Raw genomic sequence first — 25,528 nt, 5'->3', positions numbered from 1 at the left:
GGGGCATGGTCAATTTGCACTGCTGCTATAAGTGGAGATGTAGTCTTGGATATTAATACAATGATCGGCCTGATCGGCCAGAAAGAATCCATGGAGTTTTTGCGTTTAGGCGTTGTTTACGTTCACCTGTTGGCTTGCTGCGTAGCTATCGGCCTGGTGTTTGCCAGCGATGCCGCCATGGTCAAGGATTTGTTGAAAGGTCGCGTGTCGTCGGGGCACGATAATGAACATATGGCCAGTCTTCAGAAGTCTGTTGCCAATGCGTTGATATTCTTGTGGGTCACCGGAGCTGCGATTATAGGTATTGATTACCTTGAAAAAGGCATGACCTATTTTGCCAATCCGAAACTTCAAGCCAAAGTTATTATTGTATTGCTGCTGACGTTCAACGGCATGTTGTTGCACCGCTATGTATTGCCGGCAATGCTGAAGGCCGGTTCGCTGCTTGATCTCCAGATCAATGTGCGAATGTTTGCCCTGTTCTCTGGCGCACTGTCGGGCGTGTCCTGGTTGTATGCCGCCATGCTCGGTGTCGGTCGACCGCTGGCCTGGAAGTATTCGCTCACCGAGTTGCTGATGGCCTATCCGGTGTTGATCGTGCTCGGCTTTGCGATGATGGTGGCGCTGACCCAGTGGGCGCGTAAGCGCAACGAAGCAACTCCGGTTCAAGAGACTTCGTGGCTGTTTGCGGGTATTCCTGCGCTGCGCTGAGCTGACGAAAATCCAGGGAAAGACGGGTGAAACCGTCTGAACCGTTCAAACATCAGACCCCCTCCATGTGAGGGGGTTTTTTGTGCGTGCAGGTATCAGCAAGTCAAAGAAAACCGGCTCGATTGGCCGGTTTTTTTTTCGAGTGAAATACGTCCATTTCATTTCAGCGCCAACGAGTTGATCGTCATGCGTGAGAGCGATCCGAAACGCGTAACCAGAGGTCCCAGCAGGGCCGGACGGTGAGAAGCCCATCATCCTTTTCGACAAGGGGGAGGGGAGCGAGGTTGATCTCGCGTCTACCGCTCATCGCCAAGGCATAAAATAGGCTTTGACATCATTGGGGCTTTGGTTGAATATTAATTCATCGCATACGATCTAATCGATAGCGATAAGAAGTAACAACAACCCTTGCCGTTTGGAGACTCAGCCATGAACACCGGAGGCCGCCGCACAAAGTTCATCTCGACCGCTCACGCTTCCCATGGTCAAAACGGCAACAATTGGATCCTTGCACACGCCAATTGATGAACGTTGTCTTTTTAAATGTCACACGTATCGCATGCGATACAATCGCACGAAACATTAAATCCTGAGGAAGTGCCCATGAGCAAGATCGAAAAAGTACTGGCAACCGGCAAAACCCACACCACTTACAGCGGTGTCGGTGGCCACAACGGCAGCCTCGATATCGAACTGTCGTCACCGGGTTCTGCCCAGCCGGCCCACGTCTTTACCGCCACACAGCCGCACCCGAAAGCCGAGCAACTGTTTGCCGGGGCCTGGTCTGCCTGTTACACCGCGGCAGTGGGGCTGGTGGCCCAGGAACGCAATATCGTGTTGCCGGGGGATATGTCCGTCGACATCGAAGTGGACCTGGGCCAGACTGGTCCGGCCTATTTCCTTCAGGCCCGACTGACCCTGCGAGTGCCAGGGCTGGCACACGATGTCGCGACCGAACTGGCGCACATTGCCGATTCCATCTGCCCTTACTCCAAAGCCACACGCGGCAATATCGACGTTGCCCTGAACGTGATTACGGCGTGATGCGTTGATGCATCACTAATATCGCATGCGATTAAAGCGCATAAGAGCATAAATGACTGTAACCCTGAGGGAATCATCATGAGCAAGATCGAAAAAGTACTGGCCAGCGGCAAAACCCACACCACTCATAACAACGCAGGCAATACATCGCGCGGCCATAACGGCAACCTCGACATCGTGCTGTCGTCCCCCGGCAGCGACACACCGGCACACGTGCTCACCGCCGTCCAGCCACACCCGAAAGCCGAGCAACTGTTCGCCGGAGCCTGGTCGGCCTGCTACATCGCAGCGGTGGGGCTGGCCGCCCAACAGATGAAGGTGACACTGCCGACAGATACGGCCGTCGACATCGAAGTGGACCTGGGCCAGACCGGCGCGGCTTACTTCCTGCAGGCCCGACTGACCTTGCGGGTGCCGGGGCTGGACCAAGGGGTGGCGACCGAGTTGGCGCACAACGCCGATGCAATCTGCCCTTACTCCAAGGCCACACGCGGCAACATTGATGTCGACATCAACGTCCTGACCGCATAACTCACTGCACGGCCGACTCACCGGGGATCTTCCTGGTGAGCCGGCCGTCGGTGTTTATACGCACTACCGATACCATCGCGTACGACGTATAGTTTCAGCCTCGCCAGATTGAGCCAAGAGAACGTCCATGAAAAACACCGACAAGACATCCGCCCTGGATCTCAAACTCTCCGAGTTCCTGTGTTTTGCGGTCTATTCCACCAACCTGGCTTTCGGCAAGGCCTACAAGCCGATGCTCGAACGGCTCGGCCTGACCTATACGCAATACATCACCCTGGTTGCGCTGTGGGAGGAAGACAACCAGACCGTTGGCAGCCTCGGCGAAAAGCTGTTTCTCGAGTCCAATACCCTCACGCCGATCCTGAAGAAGCTGGAAGCGATGGGTTATCTGCTGCGCCAGCGCGACCCGGAAGACGAACGCCAGGTGCGGATCAGTCTCACCAAAGAGGGGCGAAAACTGCGCGAAGGCCTCACCGAAGACGGCTTTCCGCAAACCGGTCTTGATCCCGACGACTTCGTGCAGATGCAGAAGGCCATTGTGAAGTTACGGGGCAGTCTTATTCGGTCGACCAAGGAAAGAGAGTAAGTCGTATCGAGTAAAGTGAGTGGCCCCGGAGTTGCGAGGTGCACTGCGCGCAGAAACCCTTTCCTATTCTGCAATCAGGTGCATAAGTGCAGCAGGTTGCAGCGATAGAGAGTCGGCGGCCCAAGTAACGGATCAGAGCGGCTCATTAACTTCGGAGGGTAATACGATTATCGGATGTTGTGCGGCGGTTGTACCGCAGGACTGGCCCCTGGTCTGTATCCCCCCGATTGCGGAGTGAATTCCCCCGCTAATGGGCGCGGATTCCCAGCAGGATTCGCGTCTCCATCAGCTCGGGAATTTCAAATTCCGAGCAATGTTTGCGGGGCGTTCAGGTATGCCGACAAGTATTGTTACATCGATGGCAGGGTAATTGCTGAGCGAGGGTATCCCGTTCATTAAAGGTGTCGGGATGCCGTGGAGCTGTAAGTACCCCCCATTGAGTGATTGATATAACCGTCGGGTTGCATCACGAAACACCCCTGGCGACTCAATGGAAGTGCTGCAGTCATCCTCTGCAACTGTCCAGGGGAAGTCGTTATGAACCACTCCAAGGTAGTGCTGCTGCGCCGTCTGTTGTGTTTGCTGGTTTGCCTGCTGACGGCCATGCTGGTGGCGGCCGACGGACCTCAGGGCAATGACAATCAAAGCAATGAGAAGTGGCTGGAGCCGGCACGTTCCAGGCTCATGCATGTGATTGGCGGGATGCCGTTCTTTCCGCATCGGGCCAATACCACCGGCAACCTGGTCTTGAATGTGAAGGACTTCGACAATGCCCAGGTCTGTGGCGCTTGCCATACGCAGATCTACAAGCAATGGCGCTCGTCGATGATGTCCCAGGCCTGGGATGAACCCATCTATCGGGCCTTGCTCAAGCGTGCGAGTGCGGCCACCGAGGGCAAGGTCGATAACTTCTGCACCGGCTGCCATACCCCGATCGGTCTCACGACCGGGCAGATCACTTCGCAAGTCAACCGCTCCTCGATTGAAGACAGCGAGAAGAATCATCCGATGCCCGGGGTCGATTGCGAGACCTGCCACAACATCAGTGCCCGCACAGGCCTCGATAACGGCGCCTATGTCCTGAGTCCGCGAGCAAACGGCAAACCAACCAAGTTCGGCCCGCGCAGGGATGCCGTTTCGCCTTATCACGACACCGTGTATTCCGCTCTGCACACGCGCTCGGACTTTTGCGGCACCTGCCACAACGTCACGCACCCCTTCAGCAGCGTGGCGGTGGAGCGCACCTATGACGAATGGCAGGAGAGCACCTACAGCCTTAACAATGTGACTTGTCAGAGCTGCCACATGCCGGGTTTTGCAGGCAAGGCCGCGATCATGGGGCCAGACCGCGAGGAGGTCGCCTCGCATTGGTTCAGCGGAGCCAACGCGACGATGCTCAAGCATCTCGGTCAGGAGGAGGGCGCGCAACGCGCACGCGACATGCTCGCGCGTGCCGGGGAAATAAAGTTCCAGCAAGTGCCGGCAGCCATGACGCCCGGGCAATACACCTCGGTAGCGGTCAAAGTGACCAACGTCGGCGCCGGGCACAAGCTGCCGACCGGCTTTCCCGAGGGGCGGGAGATGTGGATCGATTTCCGGGTGCAGGATGCCAGTGGTCGCGAGCTCTATCGACTGGGTTCGATCAAGGACGGCAAGACCGAGGTCAACACGCGAAATTTCAAGGTGCATATTGGCGACAAGGACGGCAATCCGTTGGACGTCGAGGTCTGGAATGCCACGCAGATTCTCTCGGACAACCGCATTCTGCCCAAGGGCTACGATATCGGGGAGTTTTCCTTCCTGGTGCCGGCCGACGCCGTCGGGCCGCTGACCCTGACTGCCGATCTGAACTACTGGCCGTTTTCCCAGAAACTGGCCGACTACCTGCTCGGCAAGGACAAGTTGCAGGTGGAAATCACCCGGATGGCCAACGTCACGCAGAGCGTACCCCTGTCGACCGGATCCGATACGGCGAAGCGGGCGGTACCCGCGAAGTTGAAGCTCGACGACGTCAGCGCCTACTACAAAGAATGAACATGTCACTGCCATCATCGAACAGGTAACGCGTCTCGGACAGAGAGCGTATCCGACCCAAAGCCGACAGTGATGACAGGCGGCTTTGGGATTGAAGCGATCATGCAGCCGGTTCCTTGCGTTTGCTGACGCCATGACCAGTCGTTTGATAGACGACGCTAGCCTCCGCTGCCGCTACTGGTTTCCTGGTCATTGTCGACCTCGACCTGTGGCCCGACACCATCTCCCGTACGGAATGTCGGTAACGCAATCGAGTCCACGAATTTCACGCCGTCCCAGCTGGGCAATGGTGTGGGCATCAATTGAATCTGGCCCGGGTGTTCAGAGTCCCAGCGCAGCAGCATCGCCGTGTCCTCATGCTGTGTGTTGTGGCAGTGCTCCATGTAGGTACCGGCAAACTCACGGATGCGTATGGCCATTTCGACATTGTCGAGGCTCTCGGGATGGCGGCCTACATTGTAGATATCCTTGCGCGCGCCTTTTTCCCATTCTGGTGGCGGTTTGCCGCCTCGAGTGAGAATGATCCCTTCCTCGAAATGCACATGCACCGGGTGACTCCAGCCATTGCCGCCGTTCTCGATCTTCCAGACTTCCAGCGTGCCTTCACCCTTGAACCCTGCCGGTGTCGGGCCGGTGGCCAGTTGTGGCGCGGCTGAAATCCGCCGCGGGTCCATGCCGAAGCCTTCGCCGCCATCGGTCTTGATCGTCCAGGGCTTGAAATCCGTGCCGTTGGAGCGGCCAAAGATGAAGGTGCGGTGCCGCGCCTGGGCAAGCCGGGCGATATCGGCAGGGTCATCACGGTTCAAGGGCAGGGGGATCATGAACTTGCCCTCGGGCTGGCCAGGCTTGGCGGGCTCGAAGTCGACCGGATTCATGCTGACATCCTGGCCGGTGTAAGGCTGGACGTTCAGTTGCAGGAACAGGCCCACGCCCGGGTCACCGTTGACCCACTGTGGCCCGTGGCTGGTTTGCCGGACAACGGGCAGGTACTTCCCGGAGAGTACATCCGCCAATGGAATGTCACGTTCGGGACGCTTGCCGTTTTCATGCTCCTCGATGTTGACGAAGAAAATCTTGTCGCCCGGGCTGATGCCGTTTTTCGCGAAGTCGACGACGATGTCATAGCGTTCGGAAATGCCCTGTATCGGCAGAATGGCATTGTGGTCCTGTGTGTCGCCGTCGCCATCGAGGTCCAGGCTGCCATCGAACGGCACCGCGTGCTCCATGATATTGCCGTCGTTGGCAATCATGTGGAACGGCACCCGGTTGTAGGAAACCCCGGAGCTGTTCGGACCGGGAAACTCGCCACCATTACCATTGACCTGACGCACCACCGCCAGCTTGAAGTAGCGAGACACCGATCCGTTGAGAATGCGCAAACGGTAGCGGCGGGCACGTACATCCAGGAAGGGCTTGTACTCCCAGTTGGTCAGCATCTGGTCACCGAGAAAACCGTCGGTGTTGAAGGGGTTGAACCACAACTGGCCGGCCTGGTCCCAGGCCTTGTCGGCGATCGTCAGGTTGACGTCATAGTCGCGGTTACCCCACCCCAACCCCGAACCACTGGCCAGGCGCAGGTTGACCCCGTCGTCGACCGCCTCGTTGCCACGGTCCACGGCGCTGTAGTAGTTCATCATCGTCGCATTGCCCTTGTAGACATTCTGCGCGGTGAAATCGAGCATGTGGTCGTGGAACCAGTGGCTGCTCATGGTTTCGCGCCAGTCGCCTCGGATCTTGATGGTGCCGTTGTCGCAGGTCTTGAAGCCGGGGTTGGCGTCGTTGACGAAAAGGATTTCACCGGGGTCGCAGGGGAATGCCGCACGCGGATCCTGAGCGCTGGTATTGATGCTGTCGTAACCGGCCAACTGGATCGGCCAGCGATAGTCGTAGTACTGGCCCGGGAAGAAGAACGCGTTGGCAAAGCCGTCGCTTTCCGCGGGCGAATGGCCGTTATGTTCATGGGTGGAGATGGTGTGCAGGCCAAAGCCCCGGTTGGCCGACGGGTCAATGGGCAAGGCATCGTAATGACGCATCAGCATCGCTTGGCCATAGCGGACTTGAAGCAGTTTGGGCGGAAAGGTGCCGTCGAATGTCCACAACGCGTTATGGTCCTGGACAGGGAAGTTGGGGTGAAACTGCACTTGAATGCCCTTGGTTGTGCCCTCGTTGGCTGGGTTGCCGTTGGGATTGTGATAGAGCCCGCCTGGCGCAAATTCCCCCACGGCGTAGTTATGTCGTTGCATGCGATCACGTAGGCCGCTGTTGACGTGCGCGCCGGCTTGCACCGTCTTGAAGGCGTCGCGCGGGAAAAACTCATTGAAACGCTGGTGCGACCAGCCTTTTCCCGGTGGCCGGCCTTCTGCGGGCGAATCGACCCGGCGATTGAGGAAAAGCTCGATCTGCGCCTTCCAGGGGTTGCGGTCCAGTACATTGGAGAACTCTGTCGGGAAGGGCGTCAATGCCGGCTCCCTGAGAAAGGCATCCAGCGCAGCCGGCGACGGGCCGCTACGCGCCACGTTCAATGGGTCTTGCGCCGGTGCGGGGCCCAGCGTCGGAACCGGAAACGGAACGGGTGATGGCGGGTCGGTCGCATCCAGTTTGTTCGAGCCGAATTCCTCGAACAGTTCAAGCTTCTGGGTGAACGGTTGAACCCCGAACACCGGGCTGGCATTACCGTTAGTGGGGATGTTGAAGCTGGGTTGCAGATCGGGTGGCAGCACATTGTCGACCAAGGGGGTCTGGCGGTTACCGACCACTCCATTGGGTAAGTCAAAAGCGCCGACGTTTGCGGGAGGCAGCTTGAGCAAGTCTCGCAATGCGGCTTCGGGGTCGGCGGGCTGATTAGTGAACGCCGATGGGTCGGTAGGAGGCGGTGGATCGGTGTTGTCGAGGGGGGCTGCCCGGGTCTGGGACAAGCCCAGCCCAAACACGATCACGGCAGCAGAGATACTCAGCGCCAGCCTGGTTTTGAACAATGGACTAGATTTCAGCCTTCCGGCATCCAGTTTCATCGCAAACACCTCTGACGGGTTCCTCGGAGCGCGTGGCAATGCATGGGCAACGAGCCACTGCTCCTGGCCCGGCTGGCAAAACGTTTGATTTCGAGCCGGGATGGGAACGATGCATATTTCCCGCCGAAAGTGACAGGAGGTGACTGATGGCTCTACGCCGCGTTCCCGTTGTCCGCTGGCTTTAAACAGGCGTATGAGCAGCCAGGATGAATACCCCCGATGATGGGGGATATCCCCCAATACAGGGTGCGATTGTGCGGGGTGTCCGGGCCAGGAGACGTGGCTGATTTCTTAATGTATCGATGGACGATTGCTGTCATTCACCCCAACTTCATCGGTGCCCGCTGTTGGCCGAAGCGGCTGCGGGCCCAGGCTGTTCAGTCGTGCAGGCCCGCCGTTTCATCCAGGTGGTCAATGTGCCTGAAACGCTCGACCAGGAAATCGATCAGGCTGCGCACACGGGCTGACAGGTGCAACTGTTGCGGGTACACCGCATAAACATCGGCGCGGGTCGGGGTCTGGTCTTCCAGCACCAGTCGCAAGCGGCCGCTGCGCACGTATCGGGCAATGTCCCATTCGGCCCGCAACAGAATGCCGTAGCCTTCAAGCGCCCAATTCAGGGCCACTTCGCCGTCATTGCAGCCCAGTGCGCCACGGACCTTGATGTTTTGCGTGCGCCCCCCGTTGGTGAAACTCCACACACCGTAGGGCGTTTCGTTTTGCCTGAGAAAGATGCAGTTGTGTTGCTGAAGGTCCGTCAGGCGTTGCGGCACACCATGCTTTTCCAGGTACAGCGGCGAAGCGCATAGAAGGCGACGATTGGACGCGATCTTGCGTGCATGGAAGGCGGCGTCCGGCAGGGTACCGAAGCGTATGCCCAGGTCAAACCCATGAGTCGTCAGGTCCAGGGGGTGGTCGCTGATTTCCAGCTGCACCTCCACCTCCGGATACTGGGCGAAGAATGCACCCAGGGCAGGGCCGATGTATCGGCGACCGAATCCCAGCGACGCGTTGACCCGAATCAGGCCCTTGGGGGTAGCCCGACTACTGTGGATCAACTGCTCGACCTCATCGATCTGCGTCAGGATTCGGGCGGCGTGGGAAAACAGCAGTTCACCTTCCGAGGTCAGGCTCATGGAGCGCGTGGTGCGATTGACCAGGCGGATGCCCAATCGAGCTTCCAGCGCGCTGAGACGTTTGCTGACCGCCGGCGGCGTGATTCCCAGTTCCCGTGCGGTCGCGGCGAGACTGCCTTTATTGGCCAAGAGGTAGAAAAACGACAAATCCAAGGTCTGGCTCATTCGTAACTCAAAGTTATTTATGTAGTGATTATGAGTAACTCACACCTATTTGTTCACTACATATACTCCGCTCACACCCTGATTGAACAGCCCGTTCGACAGGCACAACAAGAAACTTACGAGAGTGGAGTTGACCATGAGCGCATACAAGATTGCAGCGGTTCCAGGTGATGGCATCGGTGTCGAAGTGATTGCCGCTGGCGTCGAGGTGCTGCAAGCCCTGTCGAAAAAGTCCGGCTTCCAGCTGGATTTCAAACACTTCGACTGGAACTCGGATAACTACCTGAAAAACGGCTACTACATTCCCGAAGGTGGCCTGGAAGAACTGAAAACCTTCGATGCGATCTTCTTCGGTGCAGTGGGCGCGCTCAACGTGCCGGATCACATTTCACTCTGGGGTTTGCGCCTGCCGATCTGCCAGGGCTTCGATCAATACGCCAACGTACGACCTGCCCGGGTACTGCCGGGGGTGAAGAGCCCGCTACACAATGGCGATCAAATTGACTGGGTGGTGGTGCGGGAAAACTCCGAAGGTGAGTACTCCGGCAACGGTGGTCGTGTACACCGTGGCCTGCCGGAAGAGGTCGCCACCGAAGTCTCGGTATTCACCCGTGCTGGCGTCGAGCGCATTCACCGTTTCGCTTTCGAACTGGCACGCAGTCGTCCGCGCAAGCACCTGACCATGGTCACCAAGTCCAACGCCCAGCGTCATGGCATGGTGCTGTGGGACGAGATTTTCTACGAAGTGGCCAAGGATTTCCCGGACGTCAGGATCGACAAGGAACTGGTCGATGCGGTGACTACGCGCATGGTGCTCAAGCCGTCGACGCTTGATGTGATCGTCGCCACCAACCTGCACGCCGACATCCTGTCTGACCTGGCCGCGGCACTGTCCGGCAGCCTGGGCATCGCACCGACCGCCAACCTCAACCCGTCACGCCAATTCCCGTCGATGTTCGAACCGATCCACGGCTCGGCGTTCGACATCACCGGCAAAGGTGTGGCCAACCCGATCGCGACGTTCTGGACGGCTGCAATGATGCTCGAGCATCTCGGCGAACACGCCAGCGCCAAGCAGTTGATGTCAGCGATCGAAGCGGTGACCGAAAGTGGTGTGCATACCCCGGATCTTGGCGGCAACGCCACCACCCGCCAGATCACGGATGCGGTCATCGCGTTGATCAACCGCTGATTTTTCCAGCGCTTTCAAGCAGTACTGCGGCACAACGCCAAGGGGCAGGTCAGTTGATCTGACTCCTTGGCATTTCCTGACAACAATAAAAAATCAGGGCCCTGTCATGAAAAGAATATTCGGCAAACTCTATGTGCAAGTGCTGATCGCCGTGATCCTCGGCGCCATTGTCGGCGTGCTCGTTCCCGAAACCGGCGCTGCGCTCAAACCCTTGGGCGATGCCTTCATCAAACTGATCAAGATGCTCCTCGCTCCGGTGATCTTCCTGACCGTGGTCACAGGCATTGCCCGCATGGAAAACATGAAGGAACTGGGGCGTGTGGGCTTTCGGGCCTTGCTCTATTTCGAGGTGGTCTCGACGCTAGCGCTGGTGGTCGGACTGGTGGTGGTCGATGTGTTCAAACCCGGTGCCGGCATGAACATCGATGTCGCCACCCTCGACACCTCCAGCCTGGCCACCTACACCACGGCCGTGAAACATGCATCGTTCATGGACTTCGTCATGAACATCATCCCTGACACCATCGTGGATGCCTTCGCCAAGGGCAATGTGCTGCAGATCCTGCTGTTTTCCATTCTGTTGGGCATCGCCCTGGCGCATGTAGGGCCACGGGGCAAGGCATTCGTCGATACGCTGGATAGCCTGATGCAGGGTATGTTCCGCATCGTCAACATGGTCATGCGCCTGGCACCGATTGGCGCATTTGGTGCCATCGCCTTCACGATCGGCAAGTATGGCTTCGGCTCGCTGTTCTCTCTGGGCAAGTTGATGGCTTGCGTCTATCTGACCTGCGCCGTGTTCGTGATCTTCGTCCTCGGCCCGATCTGCCGCTACAGCGGATTCAGCCTGTGGAAGTTCTTGAAGTTCATCAAGGAAGAGTTGTTCACCGTGCTGGGTACCAGTTCTTCGGAGTCGGTGCTGCCACAGATGATTTCCAAAATGGAGAAGGCCGGGGTGTCCAAACCCGTTGCCGGGATGATCATTCCCTCCGGCCTGACCTTCAACCCGGACGGGCAAGCGATCTACTACACCATTGCCGCGATATTCATTGCCCAGGCTACCAACACGCCGCTGACCCTGACCGATCAACTGATCGTGCTGGCGGTACTGATGTTCACCTCCAAAGGCTCGGCCGGTGTCACCGGCTCCGGGTTCATCATTCTGGCCGCCACCTTGTCCTCCCTGGGCACCATACCGGTGGCGGGCATGGTGTTGCTGCTGGGCGTCGACCGGTTCATGTCGGAGGCGCGGGCCATCACCAATACCATCGGCAATGGCGTGGGCACCATGGCGATCGCCAAATGGGTCGGGGCGCTGGACACCGACAAGATGCACAAGGCGCTCAATGGTGAGGTCGAAGAGCAAAAGCCCGAGGCGGTGCGGGCGGTGGTGGTTCATGCCCATTCATCGGCAACGAGCAGTCCCTTGCTGCCCGGCCTTGATCAAGCCTCACGAGTGTAGCTCGCGGCCTGGCTGACCCAGTGGATCTGTTTTGAGTACAAAGGGCCCTTCGGGGCCCTTTTTGGTTACGCCAGCGGCTTCGACAGGGGGCTTGAACCATCGACGATTTGAAATGAACCAGGTCGCGTTCAGAAAATTCAAATGAGAATACGTATCAAAACATAGTGATGCGGTATACCATGCGCCGCGATTTATTGGCATGTATGCCGTTCCATTTGGCTATTTTCACAAGGTTCCCTAGATGCGTCGTACTCTGGTGTCTATCTGCGTGCTTCAGGCGTTCTCCGCTTCCGCTTGGGCGGAGCAAGCAACTACCGATAAATCCACTCTGGAGTTGCAAGCGACCGACATCGTTGGCACAGCTGACTTCGAAACCGCCCTGGGGCCGGTTGACGGCTATCGCGCGACGCGTTCGGCCAGCGCCACGCGCACCGACACTTCGATCCACGAAACGCCACAGTCCATCAGTGTGGTCACCCGGGATGTCGTCGACGACATCAGTGCCACCCGACTGCAGGACGCCCTCGATTACGCCGGCGGTGTGGGGCGGGCCAACAATTTCGGCGGCCAGGGCCTGACCACCTTTACCGTGCGCGGCTTTACCACCGGGGAGTTCTATCGCAACGGGTTCCCGATCAACCGTGGCTATCCGAACATGCCCGATGCCAACACCATCGAGCGACTGGAAGTACTGCGAGGGCCGGCGACCATGCTCTATGGCCGAGGCGATCCGGGCGGCACCTTCAACGTCATCTCCAAACAGCCCCTGGCCGTGCCCACGGTGACCCTGGGTAGTCAACTCGATGACCAGGGAATGAAGCGTGGCACGCTGGACGCCTCCGGCCCGTTGGACGAGGAGGGCCGCCTGGCCTATCGCCTGAACGTGGTGGGCGAGGGCGGTGATACCTTCCGCGATCATGTCGAAACCGAACGTTACGGCGTGACCCCGGTGCTGTCCTGGCAGGCCACCGACGACACCAAGGTGATTTTCGAAGGCGACTTCATGCGCAACAATCATCCGCTCGACCGGGGCCTGACGCGCTTTCCAAACCAGATCGGCACGGCCTCGCGCGACACCTTCTTCGGCGAAAAAGACGTTGGCAAATTGCACAACGACAACAACATGGCGCAGCTACGGTTCGAGCATCTGCTGAGCGATAACTGGACGTTGGGCGGCGGATTCCAATGGCTCGACGGCACCCTCGAGGGGAATGCGGTCGAAGCCAACGGTGTGGCCGCAGACGGACGCACCCTGGGCCGTAACTTCAACTACCGCAAGCTGGAGTGGACGGACAAGGACACCCAACTCAACCTCACCGGACATTTCACCGCAGGTGGTTTCGATCACACCCTGCTGACCGGCGTCGAGTACGAGGACTACGACTACCAGTCGATCATCCAGCGCTCCAGTGGCGCGGTGAGTGCCTACCCGATCGATATCTTCAACCCGGTGTATGGCCAGCCACGTCCAGCCTTGACCAGAACCCCGACCAACGACAAGGAAAACCTCAAGACCTACGCGGCATTCGTCCAGGATCAGGTGGCACTGACCGAACGCTTGAAAGTATTGGCCGGCGCCCGTTTCGAGCGCTTCGAGCACGATTACCAAACCTTTGTGCCGGGCGGCAGAAGCTGGGAGGCCAGCGACAATGCGGTGACCCCGCGCGTTGGCGTGACCTATGACCTCACCGACACCGTGGCGATCTATGCCAATACGGCTCGCTCGTTCAAGCCCAATACCGGTGCCAGTCGCCAGGGCGGTGGTTTCGAACCGGAAAAGGGCAAGTCCTATGAGCTGGGTATCAAGTGGGAAGCGCTGGACAGTCAATTGAGTGTCGACGCGGCGATCTACCAGATCGAAAAGCGCAACGTACTCACCACCGATCCTGTGGACTCCACGTTCAGCGTGGCGGCAGGCGAGGTGCGCAGCCGTGGTTTCGACCTGAACATCGCCGGCAACCTGACCCCGCAATGGCGGGTGATTGGCGGCTACGCCTATGTCGATGCCGAAGTGACCAAGGACAACGTCATCAAGTCCGGCACCCGGCTGATGAACATCCCGCAGAACAGCTTCAGCCTGCTCAATGTCTACGAGTTCCAGGATGGCGCGCTCAAGGGGCTGGGGCTTGGCACCGGGCTCAAGAACGTCGATGAGCGTGCAGGGCAGACGGCCAACACGGCGTTTTCGATGGGCAGCTACACCGTGGTTGACCTGTTGAGCTACTACAAGGTGAACGACAGGATCCGGCTCAACCTGGATGTTAAGAACCTGACAGACGAAGATTATGAGGAGGGCGCATTCGGCAACGTCTATGCCTATCCAGGGGCACCGAGAACGGTGCAGGTCGGTGTTTCCTACACGTTGTAGTCCGGATGAATGCCGCGCGTTGCGGCGCCTTCAGGCTTGCTCCCGGACCATCCGCGCCACGAGTCTCTCGTGGCCAACCAGTCGGGGGTTCCGGCCTGCAGCGCGCAGGCTTGGCCTGGAACCCATTCGGCGAGCGGATCAGGCAATGCTGGTGGGGTCGGCGGCACTTCCACCCCATTCGAGGAAACGGATCTTGTGAACCTCGCCCTCGCTGTCCAGGTAGACCACAGTCACCGGTACCACGCCGGTCTTGTCGGATGTATCGGTGCGCTGCAGCACCTGTTTCACATCGATTTCCATTCCGTAGTGGTAATCGACGGCTGAGACATGCGCGCCGGGTTCTTGCAGGCTGTTCTGGTCGAAGACACTGGGTGCGAGACTGGAAATCACGGCACTGACAATTGTGGCCATGCTCATAAGGCTTTACCTCTACTGGATTTCACTTGACAGGGACCTAATGTGACACGTTGAGAAAGTGAAGTTCACTTCACCGCGACGAACGCGCCTGCCTGAAAAGCCTGTAGTGGCTACAAACTCCCGGCAATTCCCCGCGCTTGACGCCTCTCGACCATTCGTCCTTTAAACGCCGTATTTGTTGGGCAAAGTCCGTTTCTGAAGGAGGTCATGACATGTCATGACGGACTGACACGCAAGGCGACAATCTGTTTTGTCACCTTCAGACTTCGTTAAGAAATGCCTTTGATACTTCTCCCCAATTGATCCGGGGGAGATGTTTTTCAATGTCCGATTTCAACTGGAACGTTCAGTTGCCGCTGCACTTTGGCCTGGCCGAAGCACAGCAGATGTATCTCGTCAGGGCCTTGCCGGACGCTCCGCAACGGAGCGCCTTCGAAGCCTTTATCCAGCAACGTTTTCGTAAGGCCCACGGTGCCGATATTCGCCATTTCATGCCGGAGCTGTTTGGCATGAGCGATGCGTCCGGCGCGCTTTGTGCGGTGGTCGGGGTACGTCTGGCGAGCGCCGGGCCGCTGTTTCTGGAAGGTTACCTGGACGAGGCGATCGATCCGCTGATCAGTGCCGCGGCCGACCACAGCGTAAGCCGCTCAGACATCGTCGAGGTAGGCAACCTGGCTGCCAGCGACACCGGCAGCGCACGGATGAGCATCATCGCGATGACCTACCTGCTCGCCATGGGGGGGCTGGAATGGGTTGCCTTCACCGGGAACCTGGGGCTGGTCAACAGCTTTCATCGCCTTGGCTTGAAGCCCGTGACGCTGTGTGCTGCCGACCCGGCGCGTCTGGGCGAGGACCGCCACGCCTGGGGCAGTTACTACGAAAGCAAGCCGTGGGTTCATGTTGGCAATATCCGCTCCGGATTCATTCATTTGCGCAACATTGGCCTGTTCAGTCGCCTGGGCTTGCCAACCTCTATTGAAGGGGCCTGCCATGTCGCCTGAAATGGAGCGTTTCAAACAGACCCTGCGTCATCATGCGGAGCAAAAAAACAATGCCATTGCCTTGTGGGGCGATCATCTGAAGCTGGACTACGCCACGCTGTATGCCGAGGTCATTTATCGCCAGCAGCGCCTGCGCGATGAGCGGGTCAGGGGGGTCGCCCTGGCACTGGACAATGGCGTCGAAGCCATGTTGTGGGACCTGGCCGCGCTGTTCGAGGGTTTGACCTGCGTAGCCTTGCCGCCTTTTTTCAGTCCGGCGCAACGCAAGCACTGCCTGGAGCAAAGCCAGGCCGAACACGTCATTGCCGAACAGCAACTGCACGACGAGCTGCTAGCGGCTGGATATCAGAAGTGCGGCGAGTTCTGGCATCGCACCTTCAGTGACCCGAACCGGATGCCTGAAGGCACCGCCAAGTTGACCTTCACCTCGGGCACCACAGGCACGCCCAAGGGCGTGTGCTTGAGTGCCGAGAGCATTCTGCGGGTCGCTCGCGAGCTGGACCTGGCCAGCCAGCCCACCGCCCCGCAACACCACCTGGCGCTGCTGCCGCTGGCCATTTTGCTGGAGAACATCGGTTGTTACGCCGCGCTGTATGCCGGCGCTACCTTGAGCCTGCCCAGCCAGAAAACCCTGGGGATTCAAGGCGCCAGCGGTGTGGATGTGCCCCAGCTGTTGGGATGCCTGGCCAGCCGGTCGCCCCAGAGCCTGATTCTGGTGCCGCAGTTGTTGCTGATGCTGGTCAGTGCGGCCGAGCAGCAGGCTTTCGACCCACAGCACCTGCGTTTTACCGCCGTGGGCGGTGCCCGGGTCAGCGAAGATCTACTGCATCGCGCTCAACGGGTGCGCATACCCGTCTATGAAGGTTACGGGCTGTCCGAGTGCGCGTCGGTAGTGTGCCTCAATCGCCCACAAGCACGACGCCCCGGCAGTGTCGGACGGCCATTGCCCCATGTGGCGATCCGCCTGGCGGACGACGGCGAAGTGCTGATCAAGGGGTCAACCTTGCTGGGTTATCTGGGAGAGGCGCCGCACACCGCCCAGTGGTGGCCCAGCGGCGATCTCGGCGAGTTCGACGCCGAGGGTTATCTCTACCTCAAGGGACGCAAGAAACATCAGTTCGTCACCAGTTTCGGACGCAACGTAAACCCCGAGTGGGTGGAAGCCGAATTGACCCAGCGCGGGCCTGTCGCCCAGGCCTTCGTCTATGGCGAGGCCATGCCTCACAACCATGCGCTGCTCTGGCCCCACCGCCTGGACTGCACCGACGAACAACTGGCCGCTGCCGTGTCCCAGGCCAACGAGTCTTTGCCCGAGTACGCCCAGGTCCATCACTGGAGCCGGCTCGACCAACCCTTCACTGCCACCAACGGCTTGCTCACCGCCAATGGCCGACCCCGCCGTGACGCCATCGTCGAACGCTACCGAGGGCAATTGAGCGAATCTGCATTCTCCGAGGAATCCGCACCATGAGTTTTTTTGACAGGCTGCAACAAGCCACTGAGCAAGAACGCAATGAGCTGTTCAACCTGCCGATCATCCGTGATGCGCTACAGGGCGACGTCAGCCTGGAAAGTTACCGGGGCTTTCTGGCACAGGCCTATTACCACGTGCGCCATACCGTGCCGTTGATGATGGCCTGCGGTGCGCGCCTGCCATTGCGCCTGGAATGGCTGCGCGAAGCGGTATGTGAATACATCGAGGAGGAATACGGGCACGAACAATGGGTACTCGATGACATTCAAGCCTGCGGCGGTGACAGGGTCGCTGTACGGGACGGGCGCCCGTCATTGCCGATCGAGTTGATGGTCAGCTTCCTCTACGACCTGATCGCCAGGGACAATCCGGTGGGACTGTTCGGCATGGTCAACGTACTCGAAGGCACGAGCATCGCCTTGGCTACCCACGCCGCCGGCAGTATTCGCCAGCGCCTGGACTTGCCGGAAAGCGCCTTCAGCTACCTCAGTTCCCACGGCTCACTGGATATCGAACATATGCAGACCTACCGTCGACTGATGAACAGCCTTGAAGACCCGGGCGACCAGGCCGCCGTCATTCATGCCTCCAAAGTGGTGTACCGGCTCTACGCCGATATGTTTCGTGGCTTGCCGCGTAACGGGGAGAACCTGCATGCGCCTGTCTGAAGCTCGCGTCGTGTTGACCGGTGCCAGTGGCGGCATCGGCCTGGCCATCGCCACCGCACTGTGCGCCAGTGGTGCCCAGGTGCTGGCCGTGGCTCGGCATCGGGAACCCTTGGTGCCGCTGCTGGAGCTTTATCCCCGCAATCTGTGTTGGGTCCGTGCAGACCTGACGTTGCTCTCCGACCGCCGCCAGGTGCTGGCGCAGGCCCAGGGTATCGGCGGCATCAACCTGCTGATCAATGCCGCCGGGGTCAACCATTTCGCCATGCTCGAACAACTGGACGACAGCGAGATCAATTCGATGCTCGCGGTGAACATCAGTGCACCGATGTGCCTGACAAAACTGATGTTGCCTCTGCTCAAGCAAGCCGACAGTGCCATGGTGGTGAACGTCGGTTCGACCTATGGCTCCATTGGCTACCCCGGCTACGCCAGTTACTGCGCCACCAAGTTCGCCCTGCGCGGGTTCTCTGAAGCCTTGCGCCGGGAGCTGGCGGACACCCGGGTCAGCGTGCTTTACGTCGCCCCGCGAGCGACCCGTACCAGCATGAACAGCCCGGCAGCCCAGGCGCTGAACGATGCGCTCAAGACCAATGTCGACGATCCGCAAACCGTGGCGACTGCGGTCATTCACGCCATTGCCGGTGAACGTCGCGACTTGTACCTGGGCTGGCCCGAGCGTTTTTTTGTACGCCTGAACAGCCTCCTGCCCCATCTGGTGGACCGTGGTTTGCGCAAACAATTGCCACTGATCCGCCGCCTGAGCCAGAAACCCGACCAGGAGAATCTCGAACCATGAACAAGATCATCGCTTGCCTGCTGCTTGGCGCATTGAGCCAGACTGTGTGGGCGCTGGATGCCGCCGACCAGCAGCGCCTAAACGGTATCCAGCAAAGCTGGGCGCACATTCAGTACGAGTTGCCCGAGGGACAACGAACCGCGGCTTTTGAAAAACTGGCCGACCAGGCTTCGAGCTTCAAGCAGGAACGCCAAACGGTGGCTGAGGCCTGGATCTGGTCTGGCATTGTCACCAGTAGCTGGGCGGGCGCCCAGGGAGGGCTGGGTGCGCTGAGCAAGGTCAAGGATGCCAAGGCTGACCTGGAAAAAGCCCTTACGCTGGACCCCAAGGCCCTGCAAGGTTCAGCCTATACCAGCCTGGGGGCACTCTATGACCGCGTACCGGGTTGGCCCATCGGTTTTGGCGATTCGAACAAGGCCGAACAGTTGCTCAAGCTGGCATTGCAGATGAACCCCAACGGCATCGACAGCCTGTACTTCTGGGGCGATCACCTCTACCGTCAGAAGCGTTATGTCGAAGCCAGGGCAGCGCTGCAAAAAGCCTTGCTGGCTGCGCCTCGACCTGGCCGCGAGAGCGCTGATGCCGGGCGCCGCAAGGAGATCGAGACGCTGTTGGTGGACGTGAACAAGCAACTCGGCTGACAGGAGACCCTGTGCGTTTATTACTCATAGAGGATGACGTGGCACTCGGCGAGGGCATTCATCAGGCCCTCGGCCGTGAAGGTTATACCGTCGACTGGTTGCAGGACGGCACCAGCGCCTTGCACTCGCTGCTCAGTGAAATCTTCGATCTGGCGGTGCTCGACCTTGGCCTGCCACGCATGGACGGCCTCGAAGTGCTGAGGCGCTTGCGCGACAGTGGTTCCAACCTGCCGGTGTTGATCCTGACCGCGCGCGATGCCACCGAAGACCGCATCGCCGGCCTGGATGCCGGCGCCGATGACTACCTGATCAAGCCTTTCGACCTGGCAGAATTGAAGGCGCGCATACGTGCGTTGCTTCGGCGCAGCGCCGGGCGTGGACAGTCGCTGATCGAGCACGCCGGTATCAGCCTGAACCCCGGCACCCAGCAAGTCAGCTACAAAGGCGAGCCGGTGGCCCTGACACCCAAGGAATACCAGTTGCTCCACGAACTGCTTTCGCCACCGGGCCGGGTAATGACTCGCGATCATCTGATGCAGTTGCTGTACGGCTGGAACGAGGAGGCCGAAAGTAACACCCTGGAAGTGCACATCCATCACCTGCGCAAGAAGTTTTCCACCGATCTGATCCGCACCGTCCGTGGTATCGGTTACCTGGTGGAGGAGCGTCGATGAGCTCGATCCGGCGTCGTACCCTGGTCCTGATCATCGGCCTGATGCTCGCCGGACTGGCCGTGATCAGTGTGTTCAATCTGCACGACAGCAACCACGAAATCGCCGAAGTCTATGATGCCCATCTGGCCCAGAACGCTCGCCTGCTGCAAGGCGTCATGCGTATGCCCATGGTGAGCAAGGACCATGCGGATCTGTACAAGGCTTTCAACCAGGCCCTGAACGAGGCGACGCCCGGGGCGGAGGGGCATCCGTATGAAACGAAGATTGCGTTTCAGGTGTGGAACGCCAGGAACGAAGTGCTGGTACATACGGCCAGTTCTCCGTCCTTCAGCACACCGGCGGTCACACCAGGTTTCAGCGATGTAGTTGACCTGAACAACCGGCATTGGCGCGCCTTCCTGCTTGAAGACAAGCAGAACAACCTGCGCATCTGGGTGGGTGAGCGGGACGACGTGCGAATGGACCTGGTGGACCGGATCGTACGCCACACGCTGTGGCCCAATATCCTGGGGAGTCTGTTGCTGGCCGCCATGATCTGGCTGGCCATCGGCTGGGGATTGAAGCCGCTGGTCAATATGGCCGCAACACTGCGGGCCCGCAAGCCCGGCTCACTCGAACCCTTGCAATTGACGCCGCTACCCACTGAGCTTGAGCCCATGCAGGCCGCCCTCAATCGCATGCTCGCGCAAATTCAGGAAGTCATGGGGCGCGAGCGGCGCTTTATCGCGGATGCCGCCCACGAAATGCGTACACCCCTGGCCGTGCTCAGGATCCACGCGCAAAACCTGATGGAGGCGGGGAGTGAAGAGGATCGTCGCGCATCGCTCGAATTCTTGATTGTCGGCGTGGACCGTACCAGCCGACTGGTCAATCAATTGCTGACGATGGCTCGTATTGAACCTGGAGCAGGGACTGAACCGCCTGCACCAATTGATCTGGCTAGCACCGTTCGCGGCAGCCTGGTTCAGTTGACGCCCTGGTTGCTGAGCAAGGGGCTTGAACTGGTTTTTGATGTCAGCGACGACATCAGCGTTGCGAGAGTCGACCCAACCTCGATTGATATTGCCTTGAACAACCTGGTGACCAATGCGGCGAATTTCTCCCCCCGGCACGGAGTCATCACTGTAAGGCTGGTCGAAAAGGAAAATGGCTACGAACTGTCTGTCGAGGATGAGGGGCCGGGCATCAATGAGCAGGATCGCGATCGGCTTTTCGAGCGTTTCTACAGCCGCGGAAATGACCAGGGTGCAGGGTTGGGGCTGACCATCGTCAAGGCCATTGCCGATCGCTTTGGTGGGCGGATCAAACTGGAGAACCGCAGCCCTGGAGGGTTACGCGCTACGTTGGAAATTCGTCGCTTTTGACGTTGTGCCTGATGTTGTCTGGCGCAACCGAAAAATCACTTCGGCAAACCCTTGGCGCTGGCTCAGGCAAGGCGTTATGCCGGGCGTCCGTTCAAGCCGGCCGCACCGCCAGGATTTGCTCGATCAGCCACGCCAGCGCCGGCTCATGTTGGCGTTGCGCCAGATACACCAGTTCGAGGTGGAACGAGCCGACGTCGAAGGGCAGTTCGAACACCTGCAGCGGTAACAGCTGCGCGAATTGATTGGCCAACTGGGTCGGCAGGACGACGCTCAAGTCTGAATGGGCGACCAGGTGCGCCGCCTGCAGGTAGTTGGGTGTGGTGTAGACGATTTTCCGCGACAGGCCTTGCTTGCCCAGCCATTGATCGACCATGCCGCGCGACTGGCCGCCACTCACCCAGAGATGGCGCAGCCCCAGAAAGTCATCCAGTGTGAATGTGTCGTGTGCCAGCGGATGCTGCTTGCGCACCGCCAGGCGCAGGGTTTCGCTGTGCCACGCCCGGCGGGTGAAACGCGCCGGCACTTCTTCGAAGCGTCCCAGAACCATGTCCAGTTCGCCCCGGTCCAGCAACTCGGCAGGAAGGCTGGGGGCGAGGTGAGCAACGTCGATTCGCAGGTTTGGCGCCAGTTCTCCCAGGCGCGCCAGCAAGGGCGGCATGCACAGCTGTTCGACAAAGTCGGTCAGGGCGATGCGCACCTGCTGCTGGCTCAGGCGGGGGTCGAAGGTTTCCCCGGCATTGAGTGTCTGTTCGATCTGTTGCAAGGCCGCGCGAATCGGTCCCTCCAGCGCCAGCGCCCGGGAGGTGGGTTGCATGTGACGGCCAACGCGCACCAGCAAGGGGTCGTCGAACAGTGAACGCAGGCGGGCCAGGGCATTGCTGACGGTGGGCTGGCTGAGGGCCAGGCGCTCGGCCGCCCGCGACACGTTCTGTTCGCGCAGCAGCATATCGAGCACCCGGAGCAAATTCAGATCGAAGCTTTTTAAATTCAAATTACAAATACCAGGCATATGAAAATGAAATTTCAAAAATAGTAGGCGCCTGCTTAGGGTGACGGCAATCTTTTCCACTGCGCCAACCCATGAGGCCCGCCATGAAGTATCAAGCTCCCCTGCGCGACATGCGTTTTGTGCTGCACGAAGTGTTCGATGTCAGCGGCCATTGCGAGCGGTTGGACAAGGGGCTGGACCGGGAAACCATCGACGGTGTCCTCGAAGAAGCCGCCCGCTTCGCCACCGAAGTGGTCGCACCGCTGAACCGCAACAGTGACGAGCAGGGCTGTCAGCTGATCGACGGACGCGTCACCACGCCCCAGGGCTTTCGCGACGCCTACCGGCAGTACGTCGATAACGGCTGGGCGAGCATGACCGGACCGCAGGAGTTCGCCGGCCAGGGTTTTCCGCAGCTGATTTCGGCCAGTTTCCACGAAATGCTGATGGCCGCCTCATTGTCCTTTCGCATTTATTCCGGCCTCACCGAAGGCGCGGTGCTGGCTCTGCATCGGCATGGCAGCGAGGCGCTCAAACAGGCTTATCTGGAAAAAATGGTCAGTGGTGAATGGTCCGGCACCATGTGCCTCACCGAGCCCCAGGCCGGTACCGACCTTGCCCTGCTGCGCACCCGTGCCCAGCCTCAAGCTGACGGCAGTTATCAGGTCAGCGGCAGCAAGATCTTCATCAGCGGCGGCGAGCAAGACCTGACCGCCAACATCATTCACCTGGTGCTTGCCCGTTTGCCGGATGCGCCGGCCGGGGTGAAGGGCATCAGCCTGTTCCTGGTGCCCAAGTTCATTGCCGCGGCCGATGGAACACCGGGGCCGCGCAATTCGCTGAGCTGTGGCGCACTGGAACACAAGATGGGCATCAAGGGCGCTTCAACCTGCGTGATGAACTTCGACGGCGCACAAGGCTGGTTGCTCGGTGAACCGAATCAGGGGCTGGCGTGCATGTTCACCATGATGAACGATGCACGCTTCCAGGTTGGCTTGCAGGGACTGGGTATCGCCGAGGCCGCCTTCCAGGGTGGTCTCGCTTATGCCCGCGAGCGCCTGCAGTCGCGGGCCATCAGCGGTCCGGTGGCGCCGGACAAGAGCGCCGACCCGATCATCGTGCACCCCGATGTCCGGCGCATGCTGCTGACGCAAAAAACCTTGAGCGAAGGCTGCCGCCTGCTCGCGGCCTACACCGCCGTGCAACTGGACCTCGAACACGGCGACCCGCAACCCGAGGCGCGCCAGAAGGCGAGTCGTCGGGCGGCGCTGCTGATTCCGATCGTCAAGGCCTTCTTCACCGACGTCGGCCAGGAAGTCGCCAGCCTGGGCGTTCAGCTGTACGGCGGCCACGGTTACATCCGCGAGTGGGGCATGGAGCAGTTGATGCGCGACAGCCGCATCACCCAGCTATACGAAGGGACCAACGGTATCCAGGCGCTGGATCTGCTTCGGCGCAAGGTGCTGGGCGATGGCGCCACGGAACTGGGCGCCCTTATCGATGAACTGGCCGTGCATGTCGACGCGGCCGGCTCGCAAGCAGCGCTGAGGGAAATGGCCGAGGCCATGCAGCAGCGTTTCGCCGAATGGTGTGAGCTGGGTACCGAGGTGGTCGAGGCGTGTCGGCGTGACGTGGAGGAAATCGGCGCCATGTCGGTGGACTTCCTGGCGTACAGCGCTTACGTGCTGGTAGGCGGGCTGTGGTTGCAGGCGGCTGTGCGTGCCCAAACCGCGCTGGATGCGGGTACTGACGAACCCGGGTTCTATCGGGCCAAGCTGCAAGCAGCGGATTTTTACTGGCGCCGGGTGCTGCCCCGTGCCAGTGGCCATCGCGAAAGCCTGCGGGGCGGTGCCCATTGCCTGATGGCCATGGACGAGGCCGATTTCGCATTTTGATGGCGGTGCCAATGCGGCGGTAACCGAGAGGACTCGGTTACCGCCGCACCGCATACACCCGCCTATGTTCAGGCTTGCGCTGCGCTGACCTTGCCAGTGATCGTGGCGTTTTTGCGGACCGCTTGATACAGCAGGCTGGACACCATGAACCCGACAATGGCCAATACGCTCATCAACGAGAACACGTAGTTGTAGCCCTGTTGACCCGGGAAGTGGTCAAGGATGGCGCCATAGATGACGTAGGCGAACATGCCCGGCGCATAGCCGATCAGGCAACCGATCCCGAAGGCTGAACCGGTGATGTGCTGAGGAATGCCGACTTCACCCATGGGTGCCCAGAACACGCCGCGCATGGAAAACACAATCAGCGCGAAGGAGAGGGTGGCCGCCATGCCTGCGTAGATGTAATCCGGGTTTTTCGGGATGAGCATGATGACGCCCATCAGCGGCAACAACGCCAGGAATGCCCACTTCAGATAGCGGCTGGAACTCTTGAACTGCTTGTCGGCAATGAAGCCGCCAGCTGGGCCGCCCAGGATCTTGAGGAAGTACTGGTTGATGATGCCGTAGGCACCTACCAGGGCCACGGGCAGTTCGTACATTTCCTTGAGGTAGGGAATGAAATAGGTCAGGCCGCAGTACACGATATAGACCATGAACACGTTGAGGCTGACCAGCCAGATGCCCGGCACCTTGATGGCCTCGAGCAGGTTCGACAACCCGTTCTTCGGCTTGACGGTCGACTGGGTTTTGCCACTCTTGAGCAGCAGCCAGGTCAGGGTACCGGCAAGAATGTCGATGACCGAGTAGAACAGGATCGCCGATTTCAGACCATTTTCACCGGAGCCCATGGCGACGAAGACGCCCAGCGCAGAGAAGGCGACCAGGGTATCGATGACGCCACGCCCGCCTTCGAGCAGGCCGAACAGGCGCCCCTGTTCCTTATCGTCGCCCAGGTTGCGGATGGCTTTGAGCAGCGAAGGCCAAAAGAGGCAGTCGGCACACACGGCCAGCAGGCAGAACACCACCAGCAGATTGCTGAAGGGCGGAAAGGTCGCCAGGTAAAGCCCGAGGCCGCCGGTACCGATCAGGCCGAGGGGGATCAGCTTGCGCGTGTCGTACCGGTCGGCGAGCATGCCGCCCACCACGAACAGCGCGGTGGCGATGATGGCGTTGGCGCTCAGCAGCACGCCGATTTCAGTGTGGGACAGCCCCATGAATTCTTGCATGGGGATGTAGAACGCGTCTTTGAGATTCGCCAGCTTGTAGATGGTGCCGCCACCGAGGATGAGAATCAGGAATCTGAGCCACTTGGCCTTGTCTTGGGATGTCATTATTGTTCTCCAGGCGTAATTGGGTAGACAGTGCCG

The 25,528-nt window shown here is 59.6% G+C and carries 21 protein-coding genes; 16 read left to right on the top strand and 5 right to left on the bottom strand.

The features are described from left to right. Positions 1-60: 60 nt before the first annotated feature. The 5 genes from AC3IT6_RS15190 (at position 61) to AC3IT6_RS15170 (ending at position 4,906) form a co-directional block, all read left to right on the top strand. Positions 61-711, top strand: coding sequence for a hypothetical protein (locus AC3IT6_RS15190; RefSeq protein ID WP_150724312.1), 651 nt, complete (start codon positions 61-63; stop codon positions 709-711). 603 nt (positions 712-1,314) lie between these two features. Continuing rightward, positions 1,315-1,755, top strand: coding sequence for an Ohr family peroxiredoxin (locus AC3IT6_RS15185; RefSeq protein ID WP_489350799.1), 441 nt, complete (start codon positions 1,315-1,317; stop codon positions 1,753-1,755). 78 nt (positions 1,756-1,833) lie between these two features. Continuing rightward, positions 1,834-2,286 (top strand): Ohr family peroxiredoxin, encoded by a 453-nt coding sequence (locus tag AC3IT6_RS15180; RefSeq protein ID WP_489350797.1) that lies wholly within the window; start codon positions 1,834-1,836, stop codon positions 2,284-2,286. 127 nt (positions 2,287-2,413) lie between these two features. Then, complete coding sequence (locus AC3IT6_RS15175) at positions 2,414-2,872, top strand: MarR family winged helix-turn-helix transcriptional regulator (RefSeq protein ID WP_489350795.1); 459 nt, start codon at positions 2,414-2,416, stop codon at positions 2,870-2,872. A 537-nt stretch (positions 2,873-3,409) separates the two neighbouring features. After that, on the top strand, positions 3,410-4,906 hold the full coding sequence (locus AC3IT6_RS15170; protein ID WP_489350793.1) for a multiheme c-type cytochrome: 1,497 nt from the start codon (positions 3,410-3,412) through the stop codon (positions 4,904-4,906). 158 nt (positions 4,907-5,064) lie between these two features. Here AC3IT6_RS15170 and AC3IT6_RS15165 read toward each other — a convergent pair whose 3' ends face one another. Next, positions 5,065-7,917 (bottom strand): multicopper oxidase domain-containing protein, encoded by a 2,853-nt coding sequence (locus AC3IT6_RS15165; protein WP_489350791.1) that lies wholly within the window; start codon positions 7,915-7,917, stop codon positions 5,065-5,067. Positions 7,918-8,294: 377 nt separating this feature from the next. Continuing rightward, positions 8,295-9,218: a LysR family transcriptional regulator gene (locus tag AC3IT6_RS15160; RefSeq protein WP_489350789.1), complete on the bottom strand. Its 924-nt coding sequence runs from the start codon at positions 9,216-9,218 to the stop codon at positions 8,295-8,297. 136 nt (positions 9,219-9,354) lie between these two features. Between AC3IT6_RS15160 and AC3IT6_RS15155 the strand changes: the two genes are divergently transcribed. From AC3IT6_RS15155 to AC3IT6_RS15145, 3 genes are all read left to right on the top strand, one after another. After that, a complete protein-coding gene (locus AC3IT6_RS15155; protein ID WP_150752810.1) occupies positions 9,355-10,410 on the top strand; it encodes a tartrate dehydrogenase in 1,056 nt (351 codons plus the stop codon). 106 nt (positions 10,411-10,516) lie between these two features. Next, entirely contained in the window at positions 10,517-11,872 is a 1,356-nt protein-coding gene (locus tag AC3IT6_RS15150; protein ID WP_489350787.1) for a dicarboxylate/amino acid:cation symporter, read from the top strand. Between the two features lie 241 nt (positions 11,873-12,113). After that, positions 12,114-14,240 (top strand): TonB-dependent siderophore receptor, encoded by a 2,127-nt coding sequence (locus AC3IT6_RS15145; protein WP_489350785.1) that lies wholly within the window; start codon positions 12,114-12,116, stop codon positions 14,238-14,240. 138 nt (positions 14,241-14,378) lie between these two features. On the opposite strand, the gene AC3IT6_RS15140 is transcribed toward AC3IT6_RS15145, so the two are convergent. After that, positions 14,379-14,657, bottom strand: coding sequence for a DUF2790 domain-containing protein (locus AC3IT6_RS15140; RefSeq protein ID WP_150752812.1), 279 nt, complete (start codon positions 14,655-14,657; stop codon positions 14,379-14,381). Between the two features lie 323 nt (positions 14,658-14,980). Between AC3IT6_RS15140 and AC3IT6_RS15135 the strand changes: the two genes are divergently transcribed. From AC3IT6_RS15135 to AC3IT6_RS15105, 7 genes are read left to right on the top strand one after another with little or no spacing between them, the layout of a single operon-like run. Beyond that, positions 14,981-15,658 (top strand): thermostable hemolysin, encoded by a 678-nt coding sequence (locus AC3IT6_RS15135; RefSeq protein WP_489350783.1) that lies wholly within the window; start codon positions 14,981-14,983, stop codon positions 15,656-15,658. Continuing rightward, positions 15,648-17,129, top strand: a complete 1,482-nt coding sequence (locus AC3IT6_RS15130; protein WP_489350781.1) for an AMP-binding protein — start codon at positions 15,648-15,650, stop codon at positions 17,127-17,129. The genes AC3IT6_RS15135 and AC3IT6_RS15130 overlap by 11 nt, the downstream gene beginning before the upstream one ends. Next, complete coding sequence (locus AC3IT6_RS15125) at positions 17,126-17,800, top strand: iron-containing redox enzyme family protein (RefSeq protein WP_489350779.1); 675 nt, start codon at positions 17,126-17,128, stop codon at positions 17,798-17,800. The genes AC3IT6_RS15130 and AC3IT6_RS15125 overlap by 4 nt, the downstream gene beginning before the upstream one ends. Continuing rightward, positions 17,787-18,596, top strand: a complete 810-nt coding sequence (locus AC3IT6_RS15120; protein WP_489350777.1) for an SDR family oxidoreductase — start codon at positions 17,787-17,789, stop codon at positions 18,594-18,596. Before AC3IT6_RS15125 ends, AC3IT6_RS15120 begins: the two co-directional genes overlap by 14 nt. Further along, positions 18,593-19,237 (top strand): tetratricopeptide repeat protein, encoded by a 645-nt coding sequence (locus AC3IT6_RS15115; RefSeq protein WP_489350775.1) that lies wholly within the window; start codon positions 18,593-18,595, stop codon positions 19,235-19,237. Before AC3IT6_RS15120 ends, AC3IT6_RS15115 begins: the two co-directional genes overlap by 4 nt. A gap of 11 nt (positions 19,238-19,248) precedes the next feature. After that, a complete protein-coding gene (locus tag AC3IT6_RS15110) occupies positions 19,249-19,911 on the top strand; it encodes a response regulator (protein WP_150723897.1) in 663 nt (220 codons plus the stop codon). Continuing rightward, positions 19,908-21,275 carry a sensor histidine kinase gene (locus tag AC3IT6_RS15105; protein ID WP_489350772.1) on the top strand — a complete coding sequence of 456 codons (1,368 nt, stop codon included), beginning with the start codon at positions 19,908-19,910 and terminating at the stop codon, positions 21,273-21,275. Before AC3IT6_RS15110 ends, AC3IT6_RS15105 begins: the two co-directional genes overlap by 4 nt. Before the next feature lie 91 nt (positions 21,276-21,366). On the opposite strand, the gene AC3IT6_RS15100 is transcribed toward AC3IT6_RS15105, so the two are convergent. Further along, the gene (locus AC3IT6_RS15100) at positions 21,367-22,284 is read right to left on the bottom strand and encodes a LysR family transcriptional regulator (protein WP_489350770.1); all 918 of its coding nucleotides are present in this window, start codon (positions 22,282-22,284) and stop codon (positions 21,367-21,369) included. An 83-nt stretch (positions 22,285-22,367) separates the two neighbouring features. On the opposite strand from AC3IT6_RS15100, the gene AC3IT6_RS15095 reads away from it, so the two are divergent. Then, positions 22,368-24,158 (top strand): acyl-CoA dehydrogenase C-terminal domain-containing protein, encoded by a 1,791-nt coding sequence (locus AC3IT6_RS15095; protein WP_489350768.1) that lies wholly within the window; start codon positions 22,368-22,370, stop codon positions 24,156-24,158. A 68-nt stretch (positions 24,159-24,226) separates the two neighbouring features. On the opposite strand, the gene AC3IT6_RS15090 is transcribed toward AC3IT6_RS15095, so the two are convergent. Then, a complete protein-coding gene (locus AC3IT6_RS15090; protein WP_489350766.1) occupies positions 24,227-25,492 on the bottom strand; it encodes an MFS transporter in 1,266 nt (421 codons plus the stop codon). Positions 25,493-25,528: the final 36 nt, after the last annotated feature.

The sequence above is a fragment of the Pseudomonas sp. KH_017 genome (assembly GCF_057840285.1).
This window is presented reverse-complemented; position numbering and strand designations above follow the sequence as displayed.

Excerpts from the sequence above, each read along its gene's own strand:
- AC3IT6_RS15145 (WP_489350785.1), top strand. The coding sequence starts at position 12,114 with ATGCGTCGTACTCTGGTGTCTATCTGCGTGCTTCAGGCGTTCTCCGCT.
- AC3IT6_RS15120 (WP_489350777.1), top strand. The coding sequence starts at position 17,787 with ATGCGCCTGTCTGAAGCTCGCGTCGTGTTGACCGGTGCCAGTGGCGGC.
- AC3IT6_RS15180 (WP_489350797.1), top strand. The coding sequence starts at position 1,834 with ATGAGCAAGATCGAAAAAGTACTGGCCAGCGGCAAAACCCACACCACT.
- AC3IT6_RS15150 (WP_489350787.1), top strand. The coding sequence starts at position 10,517 with ATGAAAAGAATATTCGGCAAACTCTATGTGCAAGTGCTGATCGCCGTG.
- AC3IT6_RS15170 (WP_489350793.1), top strand. The coding sequence starts at position 3,410 with ATGAACCACTCCAAGGTAGTGCTGCTGCGCCGTCTGTTGTGTTTGCTG.
- AC3IT6_RS15095 (WP_489350768.1), top strand. The coding sequence starts at position 22,368 with ATGAAGTATCAAGCTCCCCTGCGCGACATGCGTTTTGTGCTGCACGAA.
- AC3IT6_RS15130 (WP_489350781.1), top strand. The coding sequence starts at position 15,648 with ATGTCGCCTGAAATGGAGCGTTTCAAACAGACCCTGCGTCATCATGCG.
- AC3IT6_RS15125 (WP_489350779.1), top strand. The coding sequence starts at position 17,126 with ATGAGTTTTTTTGACAGGCTGCAACAAGCCACTGAGCAAGAACGCAAT.
- AC3IT6_RS15160 (WP_489350789.1), bottom strand. The coding sequence starts at position 9,218 with ATGAGCCAGACCTTGGATTTGTCGTTTTTCTACCTCTTGGCCAATAAA.
- AC3IT6_RS15115 (WP_489350775.1), top strand. The coding sequence starts at position 18,593 with ATGAACAAGATCATCGCTTGCCTGCTGCTTGGCGCATTGAGCCAGACT.
- AC3IT6_RS15140 (WP_150752812.1), bottom strand. The coding sequence starts at position 14,657 with ATGAGCATGGCCACAATTGTCAGTGCCGTGATTTCCAGTCTCGCACCC.
- AC3IT6_RS15155 (WP_150752810.1), top strand. The coding sequence starts at position 9,355 with ATGAGCGCATACAAGATTGCAGCGGTTCCAGGTGATGGCATCGGTGTC.
- AC3IT6_RS15090 (WP_489350766.1), bottom strand. The coding sequence starts at position 25,492 with ATGACATCCCAAGACAAGGCCAAGTGGCTCAGATTCCTGATTCTCATC.
- AC3IT6_RS15165 (WP_489350791.1), bottom strand. The coding sequence starts at position 7,917 with ATGAAACTGGATGCCGGAAGGCTGAAATCTAGTCCATTGTTCAAAACC.
- AC3IT6_RS15185 (WP_489350799.1), top strand. The coding sequence starts at position 1,315 with ATGAGCAAGATCGAAAAAGTACTGGCAACCGGCAAAACCCACACCACT.
- AC3IT6_RS15190 (WP_150724312.1), top strand. The coding sequence starts at position 61 with ATGATCGGCCTGATCGGCCAGAAAGAATCCATGGAGTTTTTGCGTTTA.
- AC3IT6_RS15105 (WP_489350772.1), top strand. The coding sequence starts at position 19,908 with ATGAGCTCGATCCGGCGTCGTACCCTGGTCCTGATCATCGGCCTGATG.
- AC3IT6_RS15175 (WP_489350795.1), top strand. The coding sequence starts at position 2,414 with ATGAAAAACACCGACAAGACATCCGCCCTGGATCTCAAACTCTCCGAG.
- AC3IT6_RS15135 (WP_489350783.1), top strand. The coding sequence starts at position 14,981 with ATGTCCGATTTCAACTGGAACGTTCAGTTGCCGCTGCACTTTGGCCTG.
- AC3IT6_RS15100 (WP_489350770.1), bottom strand. The coding sequence starts at position 22,284 with ATGCCTGGTATTTGTAATTTGAATTTAAAAAGCTTCGATCTGAATTTG.